19 protein-coding genes are annotated in these 20,483 nt (G+C 62.6%); 10 read left to right on the forward strand and 9 right to left on the reverse strand.

Going from position 1 to position 20,483, the window contains the following annotated elements; translation table 11 throughout:
* Positions 1–19 precede the first annotated feature (19 nt).
* Entirely contained in the window at positions 20–829 is an 810-nt protein-coding gene (locus QTL56_RS18320) for a RibD family protein (RefSeq protein ID WP_245134669.1), read from the forward strand.
* On the opposite strand, the gene QTL56_RS18325 is transcribed toward QTL56_RS18320, so the two are convergent.
* The 4 genes from QTL56_RS18325 to QTL56_RS18340 are packed head-to-tail and all read right to left on the reverse strand — an operon-like array spanning position 782 to position 4,029.
* A complete protein-coding gene (locus QTL56_RS18325) occupies positions 782–1,579 on the reverse strand; it encodes a class I SAM-dependent methyltransferase (RefSeq protein WP_245134671.1) in 798 nt (265 codons plus the stop codon). The two genes, QTL56_RS18320 and QTL56_RS18325, sit on opposite strands and share 48 nt — an antisense overlap.
* On the reverse strand, positions 1,576–2,619 hold the full coding sequence (locus QTL56_RS18330; protein ID WP_245134673.1) for a glycosyltransferase family 4 protein: 1,044 nt from the start codon (positions 2,617–2,619) through the stop codon (positions 1,576–1,578). Before QTL56_RS18330 ends, QTL56_RS18325 begins: the two co-directional genes overlap by 4 nt.
* The gene (locus tag QTL56_RS18335) at positions 2,616–3,014 is read right to left on the reverse strand and encodes a 6-pyruvoyl trahydropterin synthase family protein (protein WP_245134674.1); all 399 of its coding nucleotides are present in this window, start codon (positions 3,012–3,014) and stop codon (positions 2,616–2,618) included. Before QTL56_RS18335 ends, QTL56_RS18330 begins: the two co-directional genes overlap by 4 nt.
* A gap of 13 nt (positions 3,015–3,027) precedes the next feature.
* On the reverse strand, positions 3,028–4,029 hold the full coding sequence (locus tag QTL56_RS18340; protein ID WP_245134676.1) for a zinc-dependent alcohol dehydrogenase: 1,002 nt from the start codon (positions 4,027–4,029) through the stop codon (positions 3,028–3,030).
* 161 nt (positions 4,030–4,190) lie between these two features.
* Here QTL56_RS18340 and ribA point away from each other — a divergent pair, with 161 nt between their 5' ends.
* From ribA to QTL56_RS18355, 3 genes are read left to right on the forward strand one after another with little or no spacing between them, the layout of a single operon-like run.
* Complete coding sequence (gene ribA / locus QTL56_RS18345; protein ID WP_245134679.1) at positions 4,191–5,297, forward strand: GTP cyclohydrolase II RibA; 1,107 nt, start codon at positions 4,191–4,193, stop codon at positions 5,295–5,297.
* Between the two features lie 27 nt (positions 5,298–5,324).
* Positions 5,325–6,137 carry a CDP-alcohol phosphatidyltransferase family protein gene (locus QTL56_RS18350; protein ID WP_245134681.1) on the forward strand — a complete coding sequence of 271 codons (813 nt, stop codon included), beginning with the start codon at positions 5,325–5,327 and terminating at the stop codon, positions 6,135–6,137.
* The gene (locus tag QTL56_RS18355; RefSeq protein ID WP_245134683.1) at positions 6,134–6,892 is read left to right on the forward strand and encodes an FkbM family methyltransferase; all 759 of its coding nucleotides are present in this window, start codon (positions 6,134–6,136) and stop codon (positions 6,890–6,892) included. Before QTL56_RS18350 ends, QTL56_RS18355 begins: the two co-directional genes overlap by 4 nt.
* An 8-nt stretch (positions 6,893–6,900) precedes the next feature.
* On the opposite strand, the gene QTL56_RS18360 is transcribed toward QTL56_RS18355, so the two are convergent.
* Positions 6,901–7,821 (reverse strand): lysylphosphatidylglycerol synthase transmembrane domain-containing protein, encoded by a 921-nt coding sequence (locus tag QTL56_RS18360; protein WP_245134685.1) that lies wholly within the window; start codon positions 7,819–7,821, stop codon positions 6,901–6,903.
* Positions 7,822–7,952: 131 nt separating this feature from the next.
* On the opposite strand from QTL56_RS18360, the gene QTL56_RS18365 reads away from it, so the two are divergent.
* Positions 7,953–9,557 (forward strand): alkaline phosphatase family protein, encoded by a 1,605-nt coding sequence (locus QTL56_RS18365; RefSeq protein ID WP_245134687.1) that lies wholly within the window; start codon positions 7,953–7,955, stop codon positions 9,555–9,557.
* Here QTL56_RS18365 and QTL56_RS18370 read toward each other — a convergent pair.
* Positions 9,544–10,485, reverse strand: a complete 942-nt coding sequence (locus QTL56_RS18370) for a helix-turn-helix domain-containing protein (RefSeq protein ID WP_245134689.1) — start codon at positions 10,483–10,485, stop codon at positions 9,544–9,546. The genes QTL56_RS18365 and QTL56_RS18370 overlap by 14 nt on opposite strands.
* Positions 10,486–10,588: 103 nt before the next feature.
* On the opposite strand from QTL56_RS18370, the gene pobA reads away from it, so the two are divergent.
* Positions 10,589–11,761 carry a 4-hydroxybenzoate 3-monooxygenase gene (pobA, locus tag QTL56_RS18375; RefSeq protein WP_245134691.1) on the forward strand — a complete coding sequence of 391 codons (1,173 nt, stop codon included), beginning with the start codon at positions 10,589–10,591 and terminating at the stop codon, positions 11,759–11,761.
* Positions 11,762–11,971: 210 nt separating this feature from the next.
* Positions 11,972–13,417 (forward strand): aldehyde dehydrogenase, encoded by a 1,446-nt coding sequence (locus tag QTL56_RS18380; RefSeq protein WP_229573880.1) that lies wholly within the window; start codon positions 11,972–11,974, stop codon positions 13,415–13,417.
* A 64-nt stretch (positions 13,418–13,481) separates the two neighbouring features.
* On the opposite strand, the gene QTL56_RS18385 is transcribed toward QTL56_RS18380, so the two are convergent.
* Positions 13,482–13,994 carry a MarR family winged helix-turn-helix transcriptional regulator gene (locus QTL56_RS18385; protein ID WP_229573130.1) on the reverse strand — a complete coding sequence of 171 codons (513 nt, stop codon included), beginning with the start codon at positions 13,992–13,994 and terminating at the stop codon, positions 13,482–13,484.
* A gap of 163 nt (positions 13,995–14,157) precedes the next feature.
* Here QTL56_RS18385 and QTL56_RS18390 point away from each other — a divergent pair, with 163 nt between their 5' ends.
* The 3 genes from QTL56_RS18390 (at position 14,158) to QTL56_RS18400 (ending at position 16,959) form a co-directional block, all read left to right on the forward strand.
* Entirely contained in the window at positions 14,158–15,714 is a 1,557-nt protein-coding gene (locus QTL56_RS18390; RefSeq protein ID WP_245134693.1) for an AMP-binding protein, read from the forward strand.
* Positions 15,715–15,764: 50 nt separating this feature from the next.
* Positions 15,765–16,592, forward strand: a complete 828-nt coding sequence (locus QTL56_RS18395; RefSeq protein WP_147887647.1) for a p-hydroxycinnamoyl CoA hydratase/lyase — start codon at positions 15,765–15,767, stop codon at positions 16,590–16,592.
* 175 nt (positions 16,593–16,767) lie between these two features.
* Complete coding sequence (locus QTL56_RS18400) at positions 16,768–16,959, forward strand: CsbD family protein (RefSeq protein ID WP_229573128.1); 192 nt, start codon at positions 16,768–16,770, stop codon at positions 16,957–16,959.
* 134 nt (positions 16,960–17,093) lie between these two features.
* Here the strand turns inward: QTL56_RS18400 and QTL56_RS18405 are convergent, their stop codons facing one another.
* Together QTL56_RS18405 and QTL56_RS18410 are read right to left on the reverse strand one after the other, a co-directional pair.
* Positions 17,094–18,830 (reverse strand): acetyl/propionyl/methylcrotonyl-CoA carboxylase subunit alpha, encoded by a 1,737-nt coding sequence (locus QTL56_RS18405; RefSeq protein WP_245134694.1) that lies wholly within the window; start codon positions 18,828–18,830, stop codon positions 17,094–17,096.
* 49 nt (positions 18,831–18,879) lie between these two features.
* Positions 18,880–20,481, reverse strand: coding sequence for a 5-oxoprolinase subunit B/C family protein (locus QTL56_RS18410; protein WP_245134696.1), 1,602 nt, complete (start codon positions 20,479–20,481; stop codon positions 18,880–18,882).
* Between the last annotated feature and the right edge of the window lie 2 nt (positions 20,482–20,483).

Here is a 20,483-nt window from a genome sequence, read left to right on the forward strand (position 1 = left end):
TCTTCGGGACAGGATCTCCATGCGTAAGATCGACATGACGGACCAGCTCTGGGCACGCCTTCTTTCCATGCGCGGAAGCCTGGGCAAAGCTGCCCCGGATGAAGCAGAAGCCGTCATGGCGCTCTATGCGCCGATGGCCGCAGCCGAAGGTCGTTTTGTCCTTGCCCAGGTCGGACAGTCTATCGACGGGCGCGTCGCTACCCCGTCGGGCGATGCCCGCGACATTTCCGGCCCCGACGGGATTGCCCATCTGCATCGCTGCCGCGCCTTGGTGGAAGCCGTTATCGTCGGTGTCGGGACCGTGAAATGTGACGACCCGCGCCTGTCGGTCCGCGCCGTCAAGGGACCCAACCCCGTCCGTGTCGTCATAGACTGTCGAGCCGAACTGACCGGTGAGGAGCGCCTGTTTCGGGACGGCGGCGCCCCGGTCATCCTGATCCAGGGAGCCGATGCACCGGAACGATCCCATAACGCCGATGTGCTGCGGGTTCCGCGGACTGAGGCGGGGCTTGACCCTCGCGATATTCTCGACGCACTCGCCGATCGCGGGCTCAGCCGCATTCTGGTCGAAGGTGGTGCCCGGACCATTGCCCGCTTCATCGAGGCCGGGCTGGTCGATCGGTTGCATGTGGCGATCGCGCCGCTCATCATCGGATCCGGGCCTGCCGGCATCGCGCTGCCCCCGATCGACAAGCTCACCAGCGCTTATCGGCCAGAAGCCAGAGTCTACGCCCTGGGCAGCGATATCCTCTTTGACTGCGACCTCAGGTCCTCAGCCGGCTCAGCGATGCGGCAGGGCGAGGATATCCGTGTGGCCGACCACGCATGAACTGCCGGCATCCGCGATTTTCTCCAGCCTGAAGTCCATCCAGGATTTGATATCCTCTCTGGTGAGGGTGCCAATCTCGGCCAATGGCCTTTCCAGCCCCTCGAGAAACGCCGTCTGCAGCGCCGCATCGTCCGGGCCCATGGTCCAGGGGCTGGTGCCGACAGAAATGCTGTAGCCGAGATTTTTGAAGCAATGCCTCAGATACTCTGTCGCATCGGGACCGAGGGCTGGCCCAAAGCCCTTGTCGAACCTTTGATGGCGGTTGAAGTCCGCCGCGACCTGTTCGTCAAGCGCGTGCTTTGCAGTCCACTCCATAACGCCATCATAGTTCAAGGCGGCATAGAGCCCGGTCCCGCTTCGAGAGAGCGCCTCGGCGAAACGATTGCAGAAATCGGCGGAGCACAGGTCGAAGAGCGCGGATGCCGTCACCAAGGTCACATCCGAGAGCGGGAGCAATTCTACCTCGTTGAGATCGAACTGTCGAAACGACACCGTGTCCCTCACGCCGATGCGGCGTTCCGCCTCTGCGAGCAGCAGAGGGTCGTAGTCGAGGAGGGTCCAGCGCGTGTCATCCGGAACATGTGGGGTCAGGCTGCGCCAGGTCGACCCGGTCCCGCAGCCGATGTCGAGGATCTTAGCTTGCCTGACACTTCCAAGATGCCCTGAAATCGTTTCGACCAGCGTCGAGGCCCGTGCTCGCAGATCGACGGGTTCGCGCAGTGCCAGCCAGTCCTTGTCGAAGCCGCTCATGATATCCTGTCCAATGTGTCGGAGATGATCTGTGCCGTTTCTGGCCAATCCGGCAGCTGCGCGCCCGCCTGCCGTGCGGCAATGGCCCGCCGCTTCCGCTCGGCTGGATCGGTGAGCAGGCGGCGAAGCGCCTGGCCAAAGGCATCTGCATCGTCTACCGAAACGAGTATGCCAGCGTCAGCAGGCACGACATCCGGTACGGCGCCCGCCTTGCATGCGACGATCGGTAGGCCATGAGAAAGCGCTTCGGCAAAGACCATGCCATAGCCTTCGTAGCGGCTGGCAAGCGCAAAAATGTCTGCACCGGCGAAATAGCCTTTCGGATCGTCGACTTCGCCAGCAAGGTGCACACGGTCGGTTAGATCCAGTTCGGCGACCCGGCGTGAGAGTTCGACACCGGTTGCCGGGTCGAGTGTCTTGCTGCCGATGATCGTTGCCTCCCAACCGAGATCCTCGATCGACTTCAACGCCGAAAGCAGAATGTCATGCCCCTTTCGGCGCGACAGCGTGCCGACCGAGAAGATCTTTGGGACAGAGTTGTCGGCAGGAGCGAATTCGGCACGCGCTGTCCCGGGCAGCGCCACGGTGATGCGCGGAGCTTCGACGCCATAGTTCGCAGCAATTTCACGGGCCGTCATCGGCGAGGTGACGATCACATGACGAGCAGAGGAGAGTGCCGCCCGTTCGCTTGTGCGGAGCCTCGTCTGCTCAGTCTCGGAAAGCCCGGTTTCGAGCGCGAGCGGATGGTGAACCAGTGCGACGATCTTCAGGCGTGCGGCCTCCGCCGTAGCCCAGGCATCGAGCACCCCGAAGGCAAGTCCGTCGATCACCACGAGCGTTTCGTCCGGCAGAGCCGAAAGCATCTTGCTCGCGCTTTGAACCGTCGCCTTTGAAGGCACCGGAAAACCGTCACCGAGCGGCATCAGATTGACTGTCCATCCCAGTGATCTCAAGCCCTCTGTCACCTTGCGATCATAGGCATAGCCGCCGGTTCTCAGCGAGAGATCGCCCGGATAGGCGAATATCAGCGAACGGCTCAAAGATCCGCCTCGTACCAGCCGCGCGCCGCATGGGATTCATGCAGCGTCACCTTGAGGCGGCAGATCCGGTGGCTACCGGGGCCGAGACGCTTGTCGGAAACGGCCAGGGCAAGCTGGTCGAAAATGTGCTTGGCGATCACTTCCGTCGTGCTCACCTTACCCTTGAAGACCTCCACTTCGTCGAGGTTCTGATAGTTGAGCGGCTTCAGAACCTCCGACAGTACGGTCGTGGCTGCACCAATGTCGACGGCGAGGCCATCCTCGTCGACGTCCTTGGTGAAAAATGCCGCATCGACGACGAATGTCGCCCCATGCATCCCTTGGGCCGGGCCGAAAACCGGGCGCGGCAGGCTATGGGCGATCATGATATGGTCTCGAACTTCAACAGCGAACATGAGCTCTCTTTCGTCAGTAGCGGATGCGATGGCACAGTGTGTCTTGTGCGGACAGGATACGAGCATAAGTGGCGGGCAGTTCAGCAAAAACAGTTTCACCGGAAATCAGGCGATCCAGGCGCGGGTCGAACAGCAGTTCGAGCGCCTTTGCCATGCGCCGCGCATAGGTCCAGCGCGCGCGTCGCTTGGCCGGGATAGACCCGACCTGGGAACTCACCAGCGAGAGCCGGCGCGAATGGAAGGCGCCGCCAAGCGGGATCGGCACCACCCGGTCCCCATACCAGCTCGCCTCGATAATCTTTGCCTCCATGCCCGCATGGGCAATGGCCTGCTGCAAGGCCTCGGCCGAGGCGGTCGCGTTCACCAGGACGTCGAATTCGCCATCGAGGGCGTTCGCCTCGCAAAACGTCAGGCCGAGAGCGGTTGCCAGCTCCCGCCGCGTCGCATCGCGGTCTACGATGGTCGTTTCGGTGCCGATGATACGGGATGCAAGATAGGCGACGAGTGAACCAACCACCCCGGCGCCGAAGACCGCGACGCGATCGCCCGGCTGTATGCCGGCGTCCCAGACGATGTTGAGCGCCGTTTCCATATTGGCCGCGAGGACTGCCCGCTGCGCTGGCAGCGTGTCAGGGAGGACGGTCACCTGTTCTGCGGGAAGAACGAACCTGTCCTGATGCGGGAAAAGGGCAAAGACCTCTTTGCCGACGAGATGCGAAGGCCCCGCCTCGATCTGCCCGACGGCCGCATAGCCGTACTTCACCGGAAAGGGGAAGGTACCCTCCATATGCGGCCCGCGCATCCGCTCGAACTCGCTTTCAGGCACGAGGCCACGAAAGACAAGTGCCTCCGTCCCGCGACTGATCCCGCTGTAGAGCGTACGCACGACAACGTCGGTCGGTGAGGGCTCGGCAATCCGCTCCTCGCGTAGCTGGCAGAGGCCAGGCGCTACAATCCACAGCGCGGAGGCTGCTTCCCCTTCGGCTACGGTCTGTTCATTTGCTTCGAGCTTCACACTGCGACCCCCGCGCACTAGATATATATCACAAGTGGAACGTATTGCGGCACAGAGCATTTGGTTCCGTAACCGTCATCAAATTAATTTTATGACGGATGCGCAAACCATCGCCGGAGTTGAGGCGTAGTGCTTGCCACTGATTAGGGAGTGAATGCCTCATGTCGAAATCCAGCCAGCCCGCTTTCCAGTTCCCTACCGCTGCGATCGAAGTTGAACGTGCGGTATCGGAGCTTCGTTATGGCCGTCCAGTGGTGATCAGCGAGGGTGATAGGAAGATTGCGGCTCTTGCGCTTGATTGCGTTGCGCCCTCCCTTTTCGACCAGTTCGCTGCGGTCACCGAGAACCGTCACGGCCTTCTGTTGACTGCGCCCCGCGCGAGCCGCCTCGGTATCGGCAGGGACCTTGATGTGGTCACGCCGCTTGCCGGTCTTTCCTTCGATGCTGCGTCGCGCCTCGCTTACGCACTTGGCGCGGAAAAGCCCGCACTCTGGCAGCCGGCAGATGCCTTGGCGACACAGTCTGCCGAGCTTGCACGTCTGGCGCTCTTGCTGCCGGCCATGGTCCTGGCTGACGTCACACAGATCCACGATCGTTTCGCCGGATGCTGCGAAATCGCCTCAAGTCGATTGAAGGGCGCCGATGCGGCGCGCCAGCGTTTCGACAAGGTTGTGCGCACCCGGGTCCCGCTCAAGGATCTCGGCGATGCCGATTTCGTCGTCTTCCGTGGCGGTCTCGCTCAGAAGGATCAGGTGGCGATCGTGGTTGGCAAGCCGGATGTCTCCAAGACGGTGCCGATCCGCATTCACTCCTCCTGCATTACGGGTGATCTCTGCGGCTCGCTGAAATGCGATTGTGGTGACCAGCTTCGCAACGGCCTGGCGCTTCTCAAGCAGGCCGGCGGCGGCGTCCTTCTCTATCTCGATCAGGAAGGGCGCGGCACCGGCATCGGCGCCAAGATGCGCGCCTATGGTTATCAGCACCTGGGTCTGGACACGATCGATGCCGATGCTGAACTCGGGCTTGCGGAAGATCACCGACGTTATGAGGCAGCTGTCGCCATGCTGCGTCTCCTCGATATCTCGAAGGTCGCCGTTTACACCAACAACCCGACCAAGATCGCCGGCCTCGAGCTTGGCGGTATCGAGGTCGAGGCACGGGCCGCGGTCACGGGACGTGTGACTGCGGAAAACGAGAACTACCTGCGTACAAAGACCCTGCGTGCCGGCCACCTGATGGACCTGGAAACGCTGGTCGCTGCAGAATAATATTCAGGCGGGCAGGGAGGATTGCAGATGGCAAGCGAGCCGGAACGGCTTGGCGGCGTTGATTTCGTCGGATCATGGGGCGTAAGCCGATCGGCTTTTGCCTCTCGTCTATTGGAACGGCGCGGCCTCCTGAACGATACGCTTGCTATCCTGTCCGGACTGCTTGCTGGTACGGGCGTCGTTGCGGTGCTTGCCTCCTTCGTTCTGCCTGTGGGATGGGATTTCGTCGCCTCCGTCATCGTGTCGCTCGCACTGATGTTTTCCCTGGTCATCTATGCTCTGCCGGCGCATCCGCATCGCCGCTTCGGATATGCCAATCTGGTGACGGCGTTCCGGGCCTCCCTCGTCAGTCTGACATTCGCAACCATCATCTGTTTCGAGAGTCTGGCGACCGTTGAGCTCGCTCTTTGGACGCTTGTCGGTGTGGTTCTCTTTGCCCTCGCCTTGGATGGCGTCGATGGATATCTCGCCCGTCGCTACGGCCAGGAATCGTCCTTCGGGGCCCGCTTCGACATGGAAGTCGACGCGCTCCTGATTCTGGTGCTCTCGCTGGCGGCAACCATCCTGGACAAGGCGGGGCATTGGGTGCTGCTGATCGGCCTCATGCGTTACGGCTTTGTAGCCCTAGGCTGGGTTTGGCCGCGCTTGAATGGCGAGCTTTTCCCGTCCTTCAGGCGCAAACTGATTTGTGTGCTTCAGATCGCGGCGCTCTGCATCATTCTGGTGCCATTCGTGACGCCGCCGTTTTCCACGGCAATCGCAGCGGCTGCCCTTGTCGCGCTTGTCTATTCCTTTGCCGTGGACATCATCTTCCTCCTGCGCCAGCCGGCCGAAGCATGATGGGCCTCGTTGACCGCTTCTCGACGTCCCTCGGGCTGGCGCGCTCGCTGGTTGTCTATTACGGCCAGCCCTGGCGGCGCTCGGCACTGCGCCGGTTCTACAGCTCCATCGTCAATCCCGGTGAACTCGTCTTCGATATCGGCGCCCACGTCGGCAGCCGCAGCAGCACATTGCTCTCCCTTGGGGCGAACGTGGTCGCAGTCGAGCCGCAGCCGGCCTTTGCCGAATTCATCGAGCGCCGCTTTGCCGCGCACCTGACCGGCTTCGAACGCGTGGCGGTGGGGCGCATGGCGGGTGAGATTGATCTGCTGATCTCGAGCCGTCATCCGACGGTGACGAGCATTTCGAGCCGCTTCGTCGAGACCGTCGGTCAGAGCAAGGGCTTTTCGCAGGTCGTCTGGGATCGCAAGGTGACGGTCCCGATGGTGACGCTCGACCACCTGATCGCGAAATACGGACTACCGGCCTTCTGCAAGATCGACGTTGAGGGCGCCGAGGCGGAAATTCTGCACGGTCTCACGAAACCGATCCCGCTGATCGCCTTTGAATACATTCCCGCAATGCCCTCGGTTGCGTCCAATGCAATCGACCGCTTGATGGGCCTGGGAGCCTATAGATTCAACCGCGTCGTCGGAGAACGGCATCGCTTCGTGTCCGAGCGTTGGAAGACGGCGGACGAGTTGCTCGTCGAACTCTCGCAGATGCCGACAGAGGGTGCCTCGGGCGACGTCTATGCCCGGCTCGATCGGCAATGATCGCGTCGTCAGGCTCGGCGAGGCTTGCCACGGATCGTTTCGAGCGAGAGGATTGCAAGTCCTGGCAGGGCGCCGGCGAGCGACAGGCCGCCATAAACGATGCTGGCCGCAAGCCCCTCGGTCGACGTGGCGCCGATGAGCGGCCAGAGCGCCATCGCGGCTGCTTCACGGGTCCCCCACCCGCCCATGCCGGCGGGTATCAGCATGACGATCAGGCTGAGCGGAATGACGGTCAGCGCTGCCGTCCAGGGAAGCGGCGCTCCGACCGCATCGCTTGCAAGGAAAAAGCCCGCGACATACGTTCCAACGATCAGCAGGCTCATGCCTGCTTGAATGAACAGTGCCCCGTCGCGAACGAAGACGGCGCCCACCTCGTCCGCGAGTTGCCCGATCCACGAGAAACGTCGCTTGATGACATTCATGCCGCCACCGAGTGCGGCGGCAACGAGAATGAAGCCGAGAGCGATGTGAAGCGAGAGCCGGCCCGCATCCTCGCCGCCAAGAACCTGTGGCCAGATGAAGAGGCCGCCCAGGGCCAGCACGAAGAAGGCCATTTGTCCGGACAGTCGCTCGAACAGGACAGCCTTTGTCGGCCGTTTCCAGCCGCCGGGTCCTTCACTTCGCATCCGATAGGCGCGGACGGCATCGCCGGCCACCCCGCCGGGGAGGGTCTGGTTGAGAAAGCTTGCAACATAATATTCGCTGACGGCGAGCGGCAGGGACATGGCCTCACCGAGCCGCGCGGCCGTGAAGCGCCAGCGCAGAGCCGAGACGGCGATCTGGATCTGGACGAGCATGAGACCGGCGATCACATGTGCCGCCGATACCTGCTTGAAGCCATCCTTCAGGGCCTCGAAATCCGTTCCAGAAACCAGGAATGCCAGAAAGGCAACGAGTGCGAGGGCAGCAAGGAGGCGCAGCAGGGGCAAATGATGAGACTTCCGTCGTTTGAAAATGGTCTGTCGAAGACCTATACGCAAGAAATGATCCGACGGACTTCCATGCCGAGAAAACCGCGTCTGCGCAATGGATGCCAGGTTGGGCCGAGGAGCCTGGCGCGATGCTGAAGCCGGCAACCGACATTCGTCCCCATCTCGGCGTCGGGCTCGTATCGGTAATCGCCTGGCTGGCGTTTACCCTTCCGGATCATCCAGATGCCATCGGATGGAACGCCTTCTTGCGCCTGCCGCTCGAATGGCCGCTCTTGATGCTCCTCTTGCTTGTCGTGCCCCGGCGTCTGCGCAAGCCGAGCGCTCTTCTCAGTGGGCTTCTGCTTCTGACGATCCTGTTCCTGAAGATCGCGGACATTGGCACCAAGTCTGCATTCGAACGGCCGTTCAATCCCTATCTCGATGCCAAGATGCTGGTGGATGGCTGGAACCTGATATCCGGCACGGTCGGAACGCTCACGGCTCTGACCGGTGTGGTCACAGCACTTCTTGGTCTTGCGCTGGTCCTGGTCCTCTTCCTGGCGGCCGCGCGATGGCTTGCGGCAATGCCACGGCCAGCCCGCTCCTGGCTGGTGATATTCCTGGCAGCCGTCACGCTCTTTGGCGGCTTGGCGACCTTCATGGGCACGCCCAGGATCGAGGCGCGCATACCCACCTATCTCCGCACCCGGCTTGCACTCATCGTGAAGTCCGTCGAGGACATGCATGTCTTCGAAACGGAGCTGGCCAAGGGCGAGGGCCCGCGTGCGGGTGCAAGGCTGTTCGCCGGTGTCGAGGACATGGATGTCGTCTTCCTTTTCGTCGAGTCCTATGGGCGGTCGGCCCTGGAGGATCCGCGTTACGCCGACACGACACGGCCTCGTCTGGCAAGTGTCCAGGCGGAGATCCAAAGCGCGGGGCTGGTCTCGGCCAGCGCCTGGGCAACTTCACCCACCGTCGGCGGTCTGAGCTGGCTCGCCCACGGCACGCTCCTGTCGGGCCTCTGGATCGACAGTCAGGCCCGCTACGACCGGCTGATGATCAGCAGCCAGCCGAGCCTCAATCGCCTCTTCTCGGAAGCTGGCTGGAAGAGTGTCGCGGCCATGCCGGCGATCACCATGGACTGGCCGGAGGCGGCCTATTATGGCTACCGCCAGACCCTGGCTGCGGCCGATCTCGAATATCGCGGCAAACCGTTCAACTGGGTGACGATGCCGGACCAATACACGCTTGCGGCTTTCGAACGCCTCGGCCGTGGCCCGGCCCACGCAGCAGGGGAGAAGGTCATGGCGGAAATCGCGCTGATCTCCAGCCACGCGCCCTGGACCCCGGTCCCGACACTGGTCGACTGGGCGGAGGTCGGTGACGGCACGATCTTCAACCCGCAGGCGGAAAGCGGCGATCCGCCATCCGTGGTTTGGGCCGATCCGGGGCGTGTGCGGCGTCAGTACATCCAGACGATCGACTATTCGCTTGAGACGCTCGGCAGCTATATGGCGCGCTTCGGCCGTGACACTGTCTTCGTCATCCTGGGCGATCACCAGCCAGCCAACATCATCACCGGGCCGAATGCGTCACGCGCCGTACCGATCCATGTCGTCTCGGCCGACAGAGACCTTGTCGAGAGTTTCGAAGCCCATGGCTTCACGGCTGGCATGGTTCCGGGAGCGCAGACCCGCGAGTGGCGGATGGACGAGATGCGACAGGTGCTGATCGATCGTTTCAGCGCTCCCTGATGCCGCCCGGCTCGTCGTTGCGCGATCCAATCCGCGTCTGTTCCTGCCGCCGCCAGGCGCCGGGCGTCATTCCGGTCTGGCGGCTGAAGAAACGGGAGAAATAGGCGGGGTCGGAAAAGCCGAGACGAAAGGCGATCTGCTTGACGCTGCCCGGTGTGAACAGCAATTCCCTTTGCGCCTCCTCGATCAGTCGTCGCGCCACCAGATCCTGCGTCCCGAGACCGGTCTTTGCCTTCAGCACCCGGTTGAGATGCGTCGGCGTGATGCCAAGTGCGCTGGCATAGAAGGATGCGGGCCGGTGATTGCGCACTTCCCGGTGAAGCAGCGCCGAGAAGGCTTCGATCCTGCGGTCGTTCTCGTCCGTACCTTCGGCCTCCGTCTGGTCCTGCGCGGCGATCCGCGCGGTGAGCGCGAGTGAAGCCGCAAGACCCGTCTCCATCAGCACGGTTCGGCCGGTCAGCCGTCCCTCCCATTCGGTGGCGACCCGCAGGAGATGATCGATGATCAACTTACCTTCACCGGTCTCTTGCGGCAGGCGCGTGATCCGAGGCGCCGAAAGAAAGTCGCCGAAGGCACTCGGCTCCCCTGGACGGACGGGCAGGCGGCTCGCGAGAAAGGTGAAGACATAACCCTCGATATCAGGTGAAAAACGAAACCCGTGTCCGACTGCCGGCGGAACGGTCACGAGAGACATCGGTTCGAAACGCACAGTTTCGCCGTCGAAGATGGCGTCGCCCGATCCACCGGTCACCAGCAGGATCTGAAAGTAGCGCTCGTGTCGATGCAGGCCGATTTCCCAGTGATGGAGGGCGCTTCTGGCCGCAATCGTTTCGCAGTGCACCCAAAAGCGCGAGCCCGACGGATCATCTTCGCCATAGAGGTCATAGGTCGGTATTAGGTCGCCAAGCTGAGAGTTGCGTTTCTTCATGTTCGATTTGTGCAACAAAACACATGATCCGTCCATTGTGATGGACTGCCCGTCGCACCAGAATTTGTCGAAACACGATTCCAGTGCGTAGCGGGAGGAAGACATGCGGACCAAGGTTGCCATCATCGGGTCGGGCCCTTCCGGCCTGCTTCTGGGACAGCTCCTGACCAATGCTGGCGTCGACAACGTGATCGTGGATCGCGTTGGCAAGGACCACATCCTCTCGCGCGTTCGCGCCGGTGTTCTTGAAGAAGGTACCGTTGGCCTCGTGGATCGCGCTGGCATTGCGGATCCCCTGCACCGCGAAGGTCTGCCGCATGACGGCTTCTCGTTGGCCTTTGACGGCCGCGATCATCGCATCGATCTCTTCGACCTGACCGGCGGAAAGCGAGTCATGGTCTATGGTCAGACGGAGCTGACGCGCGACCTGATCGAGCGTCGCGAGCGTGATGGCGGCGTGACGATCTATGACGCTGCCAATGTCGTGCCCTCAGGTTTCGACGGGGACCGCCCCTTCATCAGTTATGAGAAGGATGGCGTCAGTCATCGCATCGAATGTGATTTCATCGCAGGCTGTGACGGGTTTCATGGCGCAAGCCGCAAGGCGGTGCCGGACGATGCGATCAAGACCTTCGAGAAGATCTACCCGTTCGGCTGGTTTGGCATCCTCGCCGATGTGCCGCCGGTCAATCACGAACTCATCTACGCCAATCACCCGCGTGGCTTCGCCCTGTGTTCCATGCGCTCGGAAACCCGCAGTCGCTACTATGTTCAGTGCTCGCTCGACGATACGGTCGAGATGTGGTCGGACGAGCGCTTCTGGGATGAGATCCGCCGCCGCCTGCCGGCCCATCACGCCGAGGCCATGGTGACGGGTCAAAGTTTCGAGAAATCGATCGCACCACTGCGCTCTTTCGTCGCCGAGCCCATGCGCTTCGGTCGGCTTTTCCTGGTCGGCGATGCGGCCCATATCGTCCCGCCCACGGGCGCGAAGGGGCTCAATCTCGCGGCCTCAGACGTGTACTATCTCATCGAAGGCCTGCTGGAGCACTATCAGGAAAAATCCGATGCCGCGCTCGACGCCTATTCGCCTCGTGCACTCAAGCGTGTCTGGAAGGCAGTTCGCTTCTCCTGGTCCATGACCACATTGCTGCACCGTTTCCCCGATACGGGCGACTTCGGGCAGAAGATCCAGGAAGCCGAACTCGACTATCTGACCCATTCTCGCGCGGCATCCTCGGCCATGGCCGAGAACTATGTAGGTTTGCCCTACTGACCGTTCCGACGGCCGCGCGAAGACTCTTGTCAAACAATATTTGTTTGCTAGACTTACAAAAATGACAGGGCCACGGGAGATGGTGCCGTTTGCAGTACCGTCGCTGCGACGGAGGGAATCGATCCGAGATCATTGGTTGGGCGGGAACGACAACCGGCTGCCACCCGGTTCATTGGTGCTGACAACACAGGAGGAGTTTCTATCGTGAACATGCATGTTTCGCTGTTGATCAACGGCGTGGAGACGTCTGCCGCAGGCGGGCGGACTTTCACGCGCATCAATCCCTTTACTCAGGAAGTCGCGACCACGGCGTCCGCCGCCAGTCTGGAAGATGCGGCCGCGGCCGTCGATGCGGCCGCTGCAGCCTTCCCGGCATGGTCCAGAACCGGCCCGGGGGAGCGTCGCAAGATCCTCTTGAAGGCCGCCGACATCATGGAGTCGAAAACGGCCGAGTTCTCCGAACTCGTCATTGCCGAGACCGGCGCGACCGGCCACTGGGGTGCCTTCAATGTCATGGTCGCCGCCAGCATGCTGCGCGAGGCGGCCTCGATGACCACCCAGATTTCCGGCGAGGTCATTCCGTCGAACAAGCCGGGTTCGCTGTCGATGGGCATGCGCCAGGCCGTGGGCGTCTGCCTTGGCATCGCGCCGTGGAACGCGCCGATCATCCTCGGGACGCGCGCTGTCGCCATGCCGCTCGCCTGCGGCAACACCGTGATCCTCAAGGCCTCCGAGCAGTGCCCGGGCACCCATCGCCTGATCGCCCAGTGCCTGGTCGAGGCAGGTCTCCCGTCGGGCGCCATCAGCGTCATCACCAATGCACCTGAGGATGCAGCCAAGATCGTCGAAGCGCTGATCACCAATCCGGCGGTGAAGCGTGTCAATTTCACCGGCTCCACCAAGGTCGGCAAGATCATCGGGGAGCTTTGCGGACGCAACCTGAAACCGGCCCTGCTGGAGCTCGGTGGCAAGGCGCCGCTGGTCATTCTCGACGACGCCGATATCGATGCCGCGGTGAATGCGGCTGCCTTCGGCGCCTTCGCGAATATGGGCCAGATCTGCATGTCGACCGAGCGCATCATCGTCGACGATAAGATCGCCGACGAGTTTGTCGCAAAGCTCGCCGCCAAGGCTTCGAAGCTCCCTGCGGGGGACCCGAAGGGCCATGTCGTACTCGGCTCTCTGATCAGCCTGGAATCGGCCAAGAAGATGGACGATCTCATCGTTGATGCCGTTTCCAAGGGCGCAAAGCTCGTAGCTGGCGGCAAGCGCGAAGGCAGCGTCGTCGAAGCGACCCTGCTCGACAACGTGACGCCAGACATGCGCATGTATCAGGAAGAGAGCTTTGGCCCCGTCAAGCCGATCATCCGTGTGAAGGATGAGGAAGAGGCAATCCGCGTCGCCAACGACACCGAATACGGCCTGTCCGGCGCGGTCTTCAGCCGCGACATCCGCCGCGCGCTGGCAGTCGCTGCGCGCATTGAGTCCGGCATATGCCACATCAACGGCCCGACCGTGTTCGACGAACCGCAAATGCCGTTCGGCGGGGTCAAGGGCAGTGGTTACGGGCGCTTCGGCGGCAAGGCGGCGATCACCGAGTTCACCGAACTGCGCTGGATCACCATCGAGGATCCGAACCAGCACTACCCGTTCTGATCATGAAAATCGAAACGACCGCTTTCGGGCGGTCGTTTCTGTCTGGCATGTCTGGAGGTGACGCTCAGTCGGACTGGGGCAGAACAGGCAAGATGTCGGAATAGATGCGCTTCAGGCTGTCGATGAAAATCTCGAGCTCTTCGGGGGAAAACCGCTCGGTAAAGCGCAATTCGTGCTGTTCCTGGATGTTGCGCGCCTGTTTCAGAACCTCGATGCCGTTCGCCGTCAGGAGAAGTTCCTGACGCCGCCTGTCGACCGATGAAGGTTTGCGCACCAGGAGGTCGCGCCCCTCCAGCCGGTTGACCAGCGCCATCATCGTGGCACGGTCCATGCTGAGCTGATTGGCGATGTCGATCTGGCTGACCTTGGGATTGGCCGCGATCAGTTCGAGCACGGCAAACTGTTTCTGGGTCAGCCCCAGATCGCCCATGGCAGCCGAATAGTCCTGGTAGATGGCGACATTGGCCATGCGCAAATGGAAGCCGAGAATTTCATTGAGGCGTCCTGTGCGCAGCGGGGAGCCGACTTCGAAAACATCGTCGTCATTCGCCGGCTTCAGGTCATTATGTCTGGTCATGGCTTCTCTTCCAGTCATGCCGCATCGAATTTGCGGAACTATTCATGATCACTTTCGACTGCAACAGTCAAATTCGGGCTTGTCAAACCAGAATCGTCAAAATAGTATGTGAAGCATACAATTCGCCAAGGAGGCCCGGATGGGTGGCGATGAGGAGAACGAAATGCAGCCTGGAATTCAGTCGGCCGCAGCGGCTGTGGGGTCCGTCGGTCTGGAGACGGACGACCCCTTGATCCATCGCGCCTTGGTCAGTCCGGACCGCCCGGCCGCCTATGAGGTCGCGACCGGCCGTTCCGAGACCTACCAGTCACTGGACGACGCCGTCGCCCGCGCAGCCGGCCTGCTGGCCCAGATTGTCGGCAGCCGACCGCTCTCGCAGCGTATTGCCTTTCTCGGACGCAATTCCATCGACCAGATCGTCGCCTGCCTCGCCTGCCAGCGTGCAGGTCAGGTTTTCGTGCCGCTCAACTGGCGGCTCGGCGCAGCCGAACTTTCGCAGATCATTGCCGACTGCGATCCAGCACTTCTCATTCATGAAGCAGACTTTTCCGACGTGCTGGCGCAGATCGCCGAGCCGCTGCCGCGAGCCATTCCGGTCGAGGGCGCGCAAGGATGGGCGCGGATGGTGGCGAACGCCGAGCGCGCCGAACCGGTGGCGCTCGACGCCGACAAACCCTGCATCATGCTTTACACATCAGGCACGACAGGCAGCCCCAAGGGTGTGGTCATCACACGGGGCAATGCCTTTGCGTCGGCGGTCAACTTCGCCCTTGTCGGTGAAGTCACCAGCCGGTCAGTGTCGCTCTGCGACCTGCCCTTCTTCCACACCATCGGGCTTGTCGCCATCGGGCGCACGGCGCTGATGATGGGCGGGCGACTGGTGATCTCTGACCGCTTCCTGCCCGACAGGACGCTTGCGGTCCTTGGTGACCCCGACCTCGGCGTCACGCACTACTTCGCAGTGCCCCAGATGGCGTCCGCGCTGCGCAGCGCCCCCGGCTGGGATCCGACGGCACTGAAGGCGCTCCAGGCAATCTTCATCGGCGGCGCGCCGCTGTCTCCGGCCCTGATCGAAGCCTTCCTTGCAGACGGCATTCCGCTCGTGAACGGCTATGGCATGAGCGAGGCCGGTACGGCCATCCACATGCCGCTCGATCGGGATGCTGTCGCACGGCATCCCGGAAGTGTGGGCTTTCCCGCACCGCTCCTTGCCGTCCGTCTGGTCGGCGAAGACGGGCAGGATGTAAACGACGGTGAGGTCGGTGAGATCTGGGTCAAGGGGCCCTCTGTCACGCCCGGCTACTGGAACAAGCCTGGCGAGACGGCCCGTGCATTCGTCGGTGACTGGTACCGCACCGGCGACCTCGGGCGCCGGGGTGAGGGCGGGGTGATCCATGTGCCTGATCGCCTCAAGGACATGTATATTTCCGGTGGAGAAAACGTCTTCCCGGCGGAGATCGAGGCGGTGATCGGAGCGCATCCGAAGGTGCGCGATGTCGCAGTCGTCGGACTGCCCGATCCGAAATGGGGGGAATGCGGCGTCGCCTTCATCGTGGCCCACGCCGGGAGCCCGTCGGCAGAAGAGATTCTCGCCCATTGTGCCGAGCGACTGGCCACCTACAAACGTCCGACCCGCATCGTCTTTCTCGACCAGATCCCGCGAACGGCATCCGGCAAGGCGCAGAAACATATCCTGCGCCAGACCCATGCCCCAAGCTGAACACAGAAAAACGGGCACCACGTCCCAAGCAATGCCTCAAGGAGCCAGTCATGACTGATACGAACACCACGCCAGATCCGGTTCTGGTCGAATTCGACAACGGCATCGCCTTCGTGACGTTGAACCGTCCGGAGAAGCGCAACGCGATGAACCCGAAGTTGAACATGCGCATGCTGGAAGTGCTGGACGAACTCGAAGCGGATGACCGCTGCGGCGTCCTCGTCCTGCGCGGCGCCGGCCAGTCCTGGTCGGCCGGCATGGACCTCAAGGAATACTTCCGTGAGAACGACGGCAAGGGCCGTGCGGCCGTTCTCAAGAGCCGCCGCCAGTCCGGCGGCTGGTGGAACCGACTGATGTATTTCGAAAAGCCGACCATCGCCATGGTCAATGGCTGGTGCTTCGGCGGGGCCTTCACGCCACTCGTCTCCTGCGACCTCGCGATCGCGGCGGATGAAGCCACCTTCGGTCTTTCCGAAATCAACTGGGGCATCCTGCCGGGCGGCAATGTCACCCGCGCCGTGGCCGAGGTCATGAACCACCGGGATTCGCTCTACTATATCATGACCGGCGAGACATTCGGCGGCCAGAAAGCCCGCGAGATGGGTCTCGTCAACGAATCCGTACCGCTGGCCGATTTGGAAACGCGCGTCCGCACCCTGTGCGCAAGCCTGCTGGAAAAGAACCCCACCGTCCTGAAGGCGGCGAAGGACACCTTTAAGCGGGTGCGAAACATGCCTTGGGAACAGGCCGACGATTATATCTATGCCAAGCTTGAGCAGATGCTCTTCCTCGACAAGAGCAATGGGCGCGCCGAGGGCTTGAAACAGTTCCTCGACGACAAGACCTACCGCCCCGGCCTCGGCGCCTACAAGCGCTAATCGCCTGTCGGGCCCAAAGTATGGTGGCGCCTCAGGGCGTCACTGGAACGATCGCCGTCCTCGCGCATTGTGGATGTAAGCGGATCGTCGAGCAGCTTGAGACGGACTTTCCCGGCACATGATGACCGGATAGCGACTTGAAATCTGCGCGGTACCGCAAACAAGGAGAACGATTATGGGTTCCACATCCGACAAGATTTCCGGCAATGCAAATGAACTGGCCGGCAAGGCAAAGCAGGCCGTTGGCGACGCGACAGACAATCAGAGCCTTGAAGCCAAGGGCGCCGCACAGGAGGCCAAAGGCCACGGCCAGCAGGCCAAGGGTGAGGCAAAGGACGCGGTGAAGAACGTCGTCGACAAGGCCTGACACTTCAGAGTTTGAACAATTGGCCCGCTCTAGGCGGGCCTTTTGTCGTTTGAGCACTATCCCGCCCGCATGATGCAGGGTGTGCGCCCGATGCACGCGGCCGGGCCAAGCCAACGCTCTGTTGTGGCCTTGGCTTAACTCTCGTAGCGCGCAATCTCGTGGCCCACTTGCAGATAGCCACCAGCTTCGGCTTTGAACCGGATCCGACCGGCGCGGCTGGCCGTCACCTGGGTTTCCATCTTCATGGCTTCCATGACGGCAATCAGGTCGCCGGCCTGTACCTCGGTCCCATCCTCGACTTTGAAAGCTTGCAGCGTGCCGGAAATCGGCGCGGTGACGCTGTCGACATCCTCGGCTTTTGCCGTTGTCTGTCCGGCTGCATTCGCGCCGCCGCCGGCAAGGCTGCCTAGGCCTGAAAGCAACACGGCCGGGATGCCCAGTTCGTGGCGCTTGCCGTCGATCTCCACATGGGTGCGGATCAGGGACGTATCCCCAAGCGGTTCAGGCCGGGGAGCGGATGCCAGCGTCTCGGCGAAATCCGTCTCGATCCAGCGCGTGTGAACGCGGAACCCCTCTTCACCGGTGAAGTCGCTGGATTCCATCGCAGCGCGGTGGAAGGGCAGAACGGTCGCCACCCCTTCGATCTTGAACTCCGCCAATGCCCGGCGTGCGCGGGCCAGCGCCTGCGCACGCGTCGTGCCTGTCACGATGAGCTTTGCCATCAGGGAATCGAAGGTTCCGGGGATCGTCGACCCGCTGACGACGCCCGTGTCCAGCCGCACGCCCGGCCCCGACGGAGGATCGAAACGGGTGATTTCCCCCGGTGTCGGCAGAAAGCCGCGGCCGGGGTCTTCGGCGTTGATGCGGAACTCGATCGAGTGACCGCGCGGGGCAGGGGTTTCCAACACATCGAGCGTCTTGCCCTCGGCGATCCGGAACTGCTCGACCACGAGGTCAATCCCGGTCGTCTCCTCGGTCACGGGGTGCTCTACCTGCAGGCGGGTATTCACTTCGAGGAAGGAGATCGTGCCATCGACGCCGAGCAGGAATTCGACAGTGCCCGCTCCTGAGTAACCAGCTGCCGCGCAGATCTTGGCGGCGGCTTCATGGATCGACTGACGCTGGCTGTCGCTCAGGAACGGCGCCGGCGCCTCTTCAACGAGCTTCTGGTTGCGCCGTTGCAGCGAGCAGTCGCGAGTACCAAGCACCAGCACATTGCCGTGCTTGTCGGCCAGAACCTGCGCCTCGATGTGGCGTGGGCGATCGAGGAACCGTTCGAGGAAACACTCGCCACGTCCGAAGGCGGCCTTCGCCTCGCGCACGGCGGAGTGATAGAGTTCGGCGACCTCGTCCATTTTCCAGGCGACCTTGAGGCCACGCCCGCCGCCGCCATGGGCAGCCTTGATCGCAACGGGAAGCCCGTATTCCTTCGCGAAGGCCACGACCTCTTCGGCCGTTTCGACCGGGCCTTCACTGCCGGCCACCAGCGGCGCGCCGACGGAAAGCGCAATCCGCCGCGCCTCGACCTTGTCGCCGAGCGCTTCGATCACATGCGGGTCCGGGCCGATCCAGGTGAGCCCTGCCTCCTGCACCGCACGGGCGAATTCCGCCCGCTCGGAGAGGAAGCCGTAACCTGGGTGAACGGCGTCGGCGCCGGAGCGCCGTGCGATGTCGATGAGCTTCTGGATGTCGAGATAAGTCTCCGCCGGACGGCTGCCGCCAAGACCATAGGCCTCGTCCGCCAGGGTGACGAACAGAGCGTCCATATCGGGATCGGCGTAGACGGCGACGGACTGGAGCCCGTAGTCGCGGCAGGCGCGGATGATGCGCACGGCAATCTCGCCGCGATTGGCAATCAGCACTTTCTTCATCGGGGTCTCCTCATGTCTCTGGTCGGCTGCCATGAGCGTCGGCACGAAGTCATGCCTTTGCGGGCGTGATTTCGGCGAATTGCGTGATGGGCCGGAATTGGATTTTGGCGTTCACCGGGATCTGACCGGCGAGATCGAGATGATATTCGGCGACCGTGCCGATGACGGGATAGCCGCCGGTCAGCGGATGGTCGGCAAGAAACAGCACCGGTTGCCCGCTATGCGGCACCTGGATGGCGCCTGTGGCTGTGCCTTCGCTGGGAAGCTCCGCCTTGTCCTTGCGTTCAAGTGGTTCTGCGCCGGAAAGCCGGATTCCGACCCGGTTCGACTGGGGTGTGACATCGAAGATCTGGCGCGCCAGGGTCTCGATTCCCCGTCTGGTGAACCAGTCGCTGCGCGGCCCCATCACGACATCGAGAATGACGACCTCGCCAGGCGCGGGACAGTCGAAAGCGGGGCTCTCGTCGAGCGACACGGGAGAGAGGCTGCGACTGGCTGGGCGGATCGCGAGCACCGCACCCACACCGACCGGATCGGGACCGACGACGGCCAGCGTGTCCGAAGAAGCGCTACCCAGCACCGGAGCCACATCGAGACCGCCGCGAAAAGCAAGGTAGCTGCGCGCACCGCTGGGTGCAAAGCCGAGCGTGACGGTGTCGCCATTTTCCAGCGAGACGGGCTGATAGCTCTCAGCCTCGATCACGCGGCCTTTGACGTCGCGGATGGTCAGTGGGCAGGGCGCACCGGTGAGCGCCATGAGCGTGGGGCCCGAGACTTCGAACGAAAATCCCCCAAGCGTGATTTCCAGGCAGGCGGCCTCGACTGGATTGCCGACGACCCGGTTTGCTGCCCGAAACGCGCCCTGGTCGAGCGCGCCGGCGGATGACACGCCCTGGCCAGTCTGGCCGAAGCGGCCAAGATCCTGAACCAGCGCCGGCATGGGCGCCGCCGTAACCTTGATGGTGGTCGACGCCGCATGCTTGGCCGCCGGGGTCTCGATTGCCGATGAAGCGGGCACCGCAACTGTGGACTGAGCGCGTTTGGCCAGATCGAAAAAGCGCACGCGGTAGCCCGGCTGGAAAAGTGCCGGCGGCTCACGCGTCAGATCCCACATCTTCACCGGGGTGGTGCCGATGATTTGCCAGCCGCCAGGGCTTGCCTGCGGATAGACGCCGGAGAAGGCGCCGGCCAGCGCCACGGATCCTGCCGGGATCTTCGTGCGCGGGCTCTGCCGGCGCGGTACCTGCAATGCCGGATCGCCGCCGACGAGATAGCCGAAGCCGGGTGCAAAACCGCAGAAGGCGACCGTGAATTCGCTCGCCGTATGCCGCTCGATCACCTCTGCGACGGATAGCCCTGTCAGCTCTGCCACATCGTGCAGATCCTCGCCGTCATAGGTGACGGGGACTTCGACCAGCATGTCGGATGGCGGAATCCTGGCCGAGAGGTCGCGATGGGCGATGGCTGCGGCAAGCGTCTCGCCGGTCAGCATCTCTGGACGGAACCGGATCATCAGCGTGCGCGCCGCCGGAACGATATCGATGATGCCTTCGACCGGATCGGCTTCCAATGAGGCAAAAAGAGCGAGCGTCTCGTCGAGATCTTTCAACTCGACAATCAGGACGGTCAGGCTGACGGGGAGAAAGCGCATCG

The organism is Peteryoungia algae, from assembly GCF_030369675.1.
Classification (GTDB): domain Bacteria; phylum Pseudomonadota; class Alphaproteobacteria; order Rhizobiales; family Rhizobiaceae; genus Allorhizobium; species Allorhizobium algae.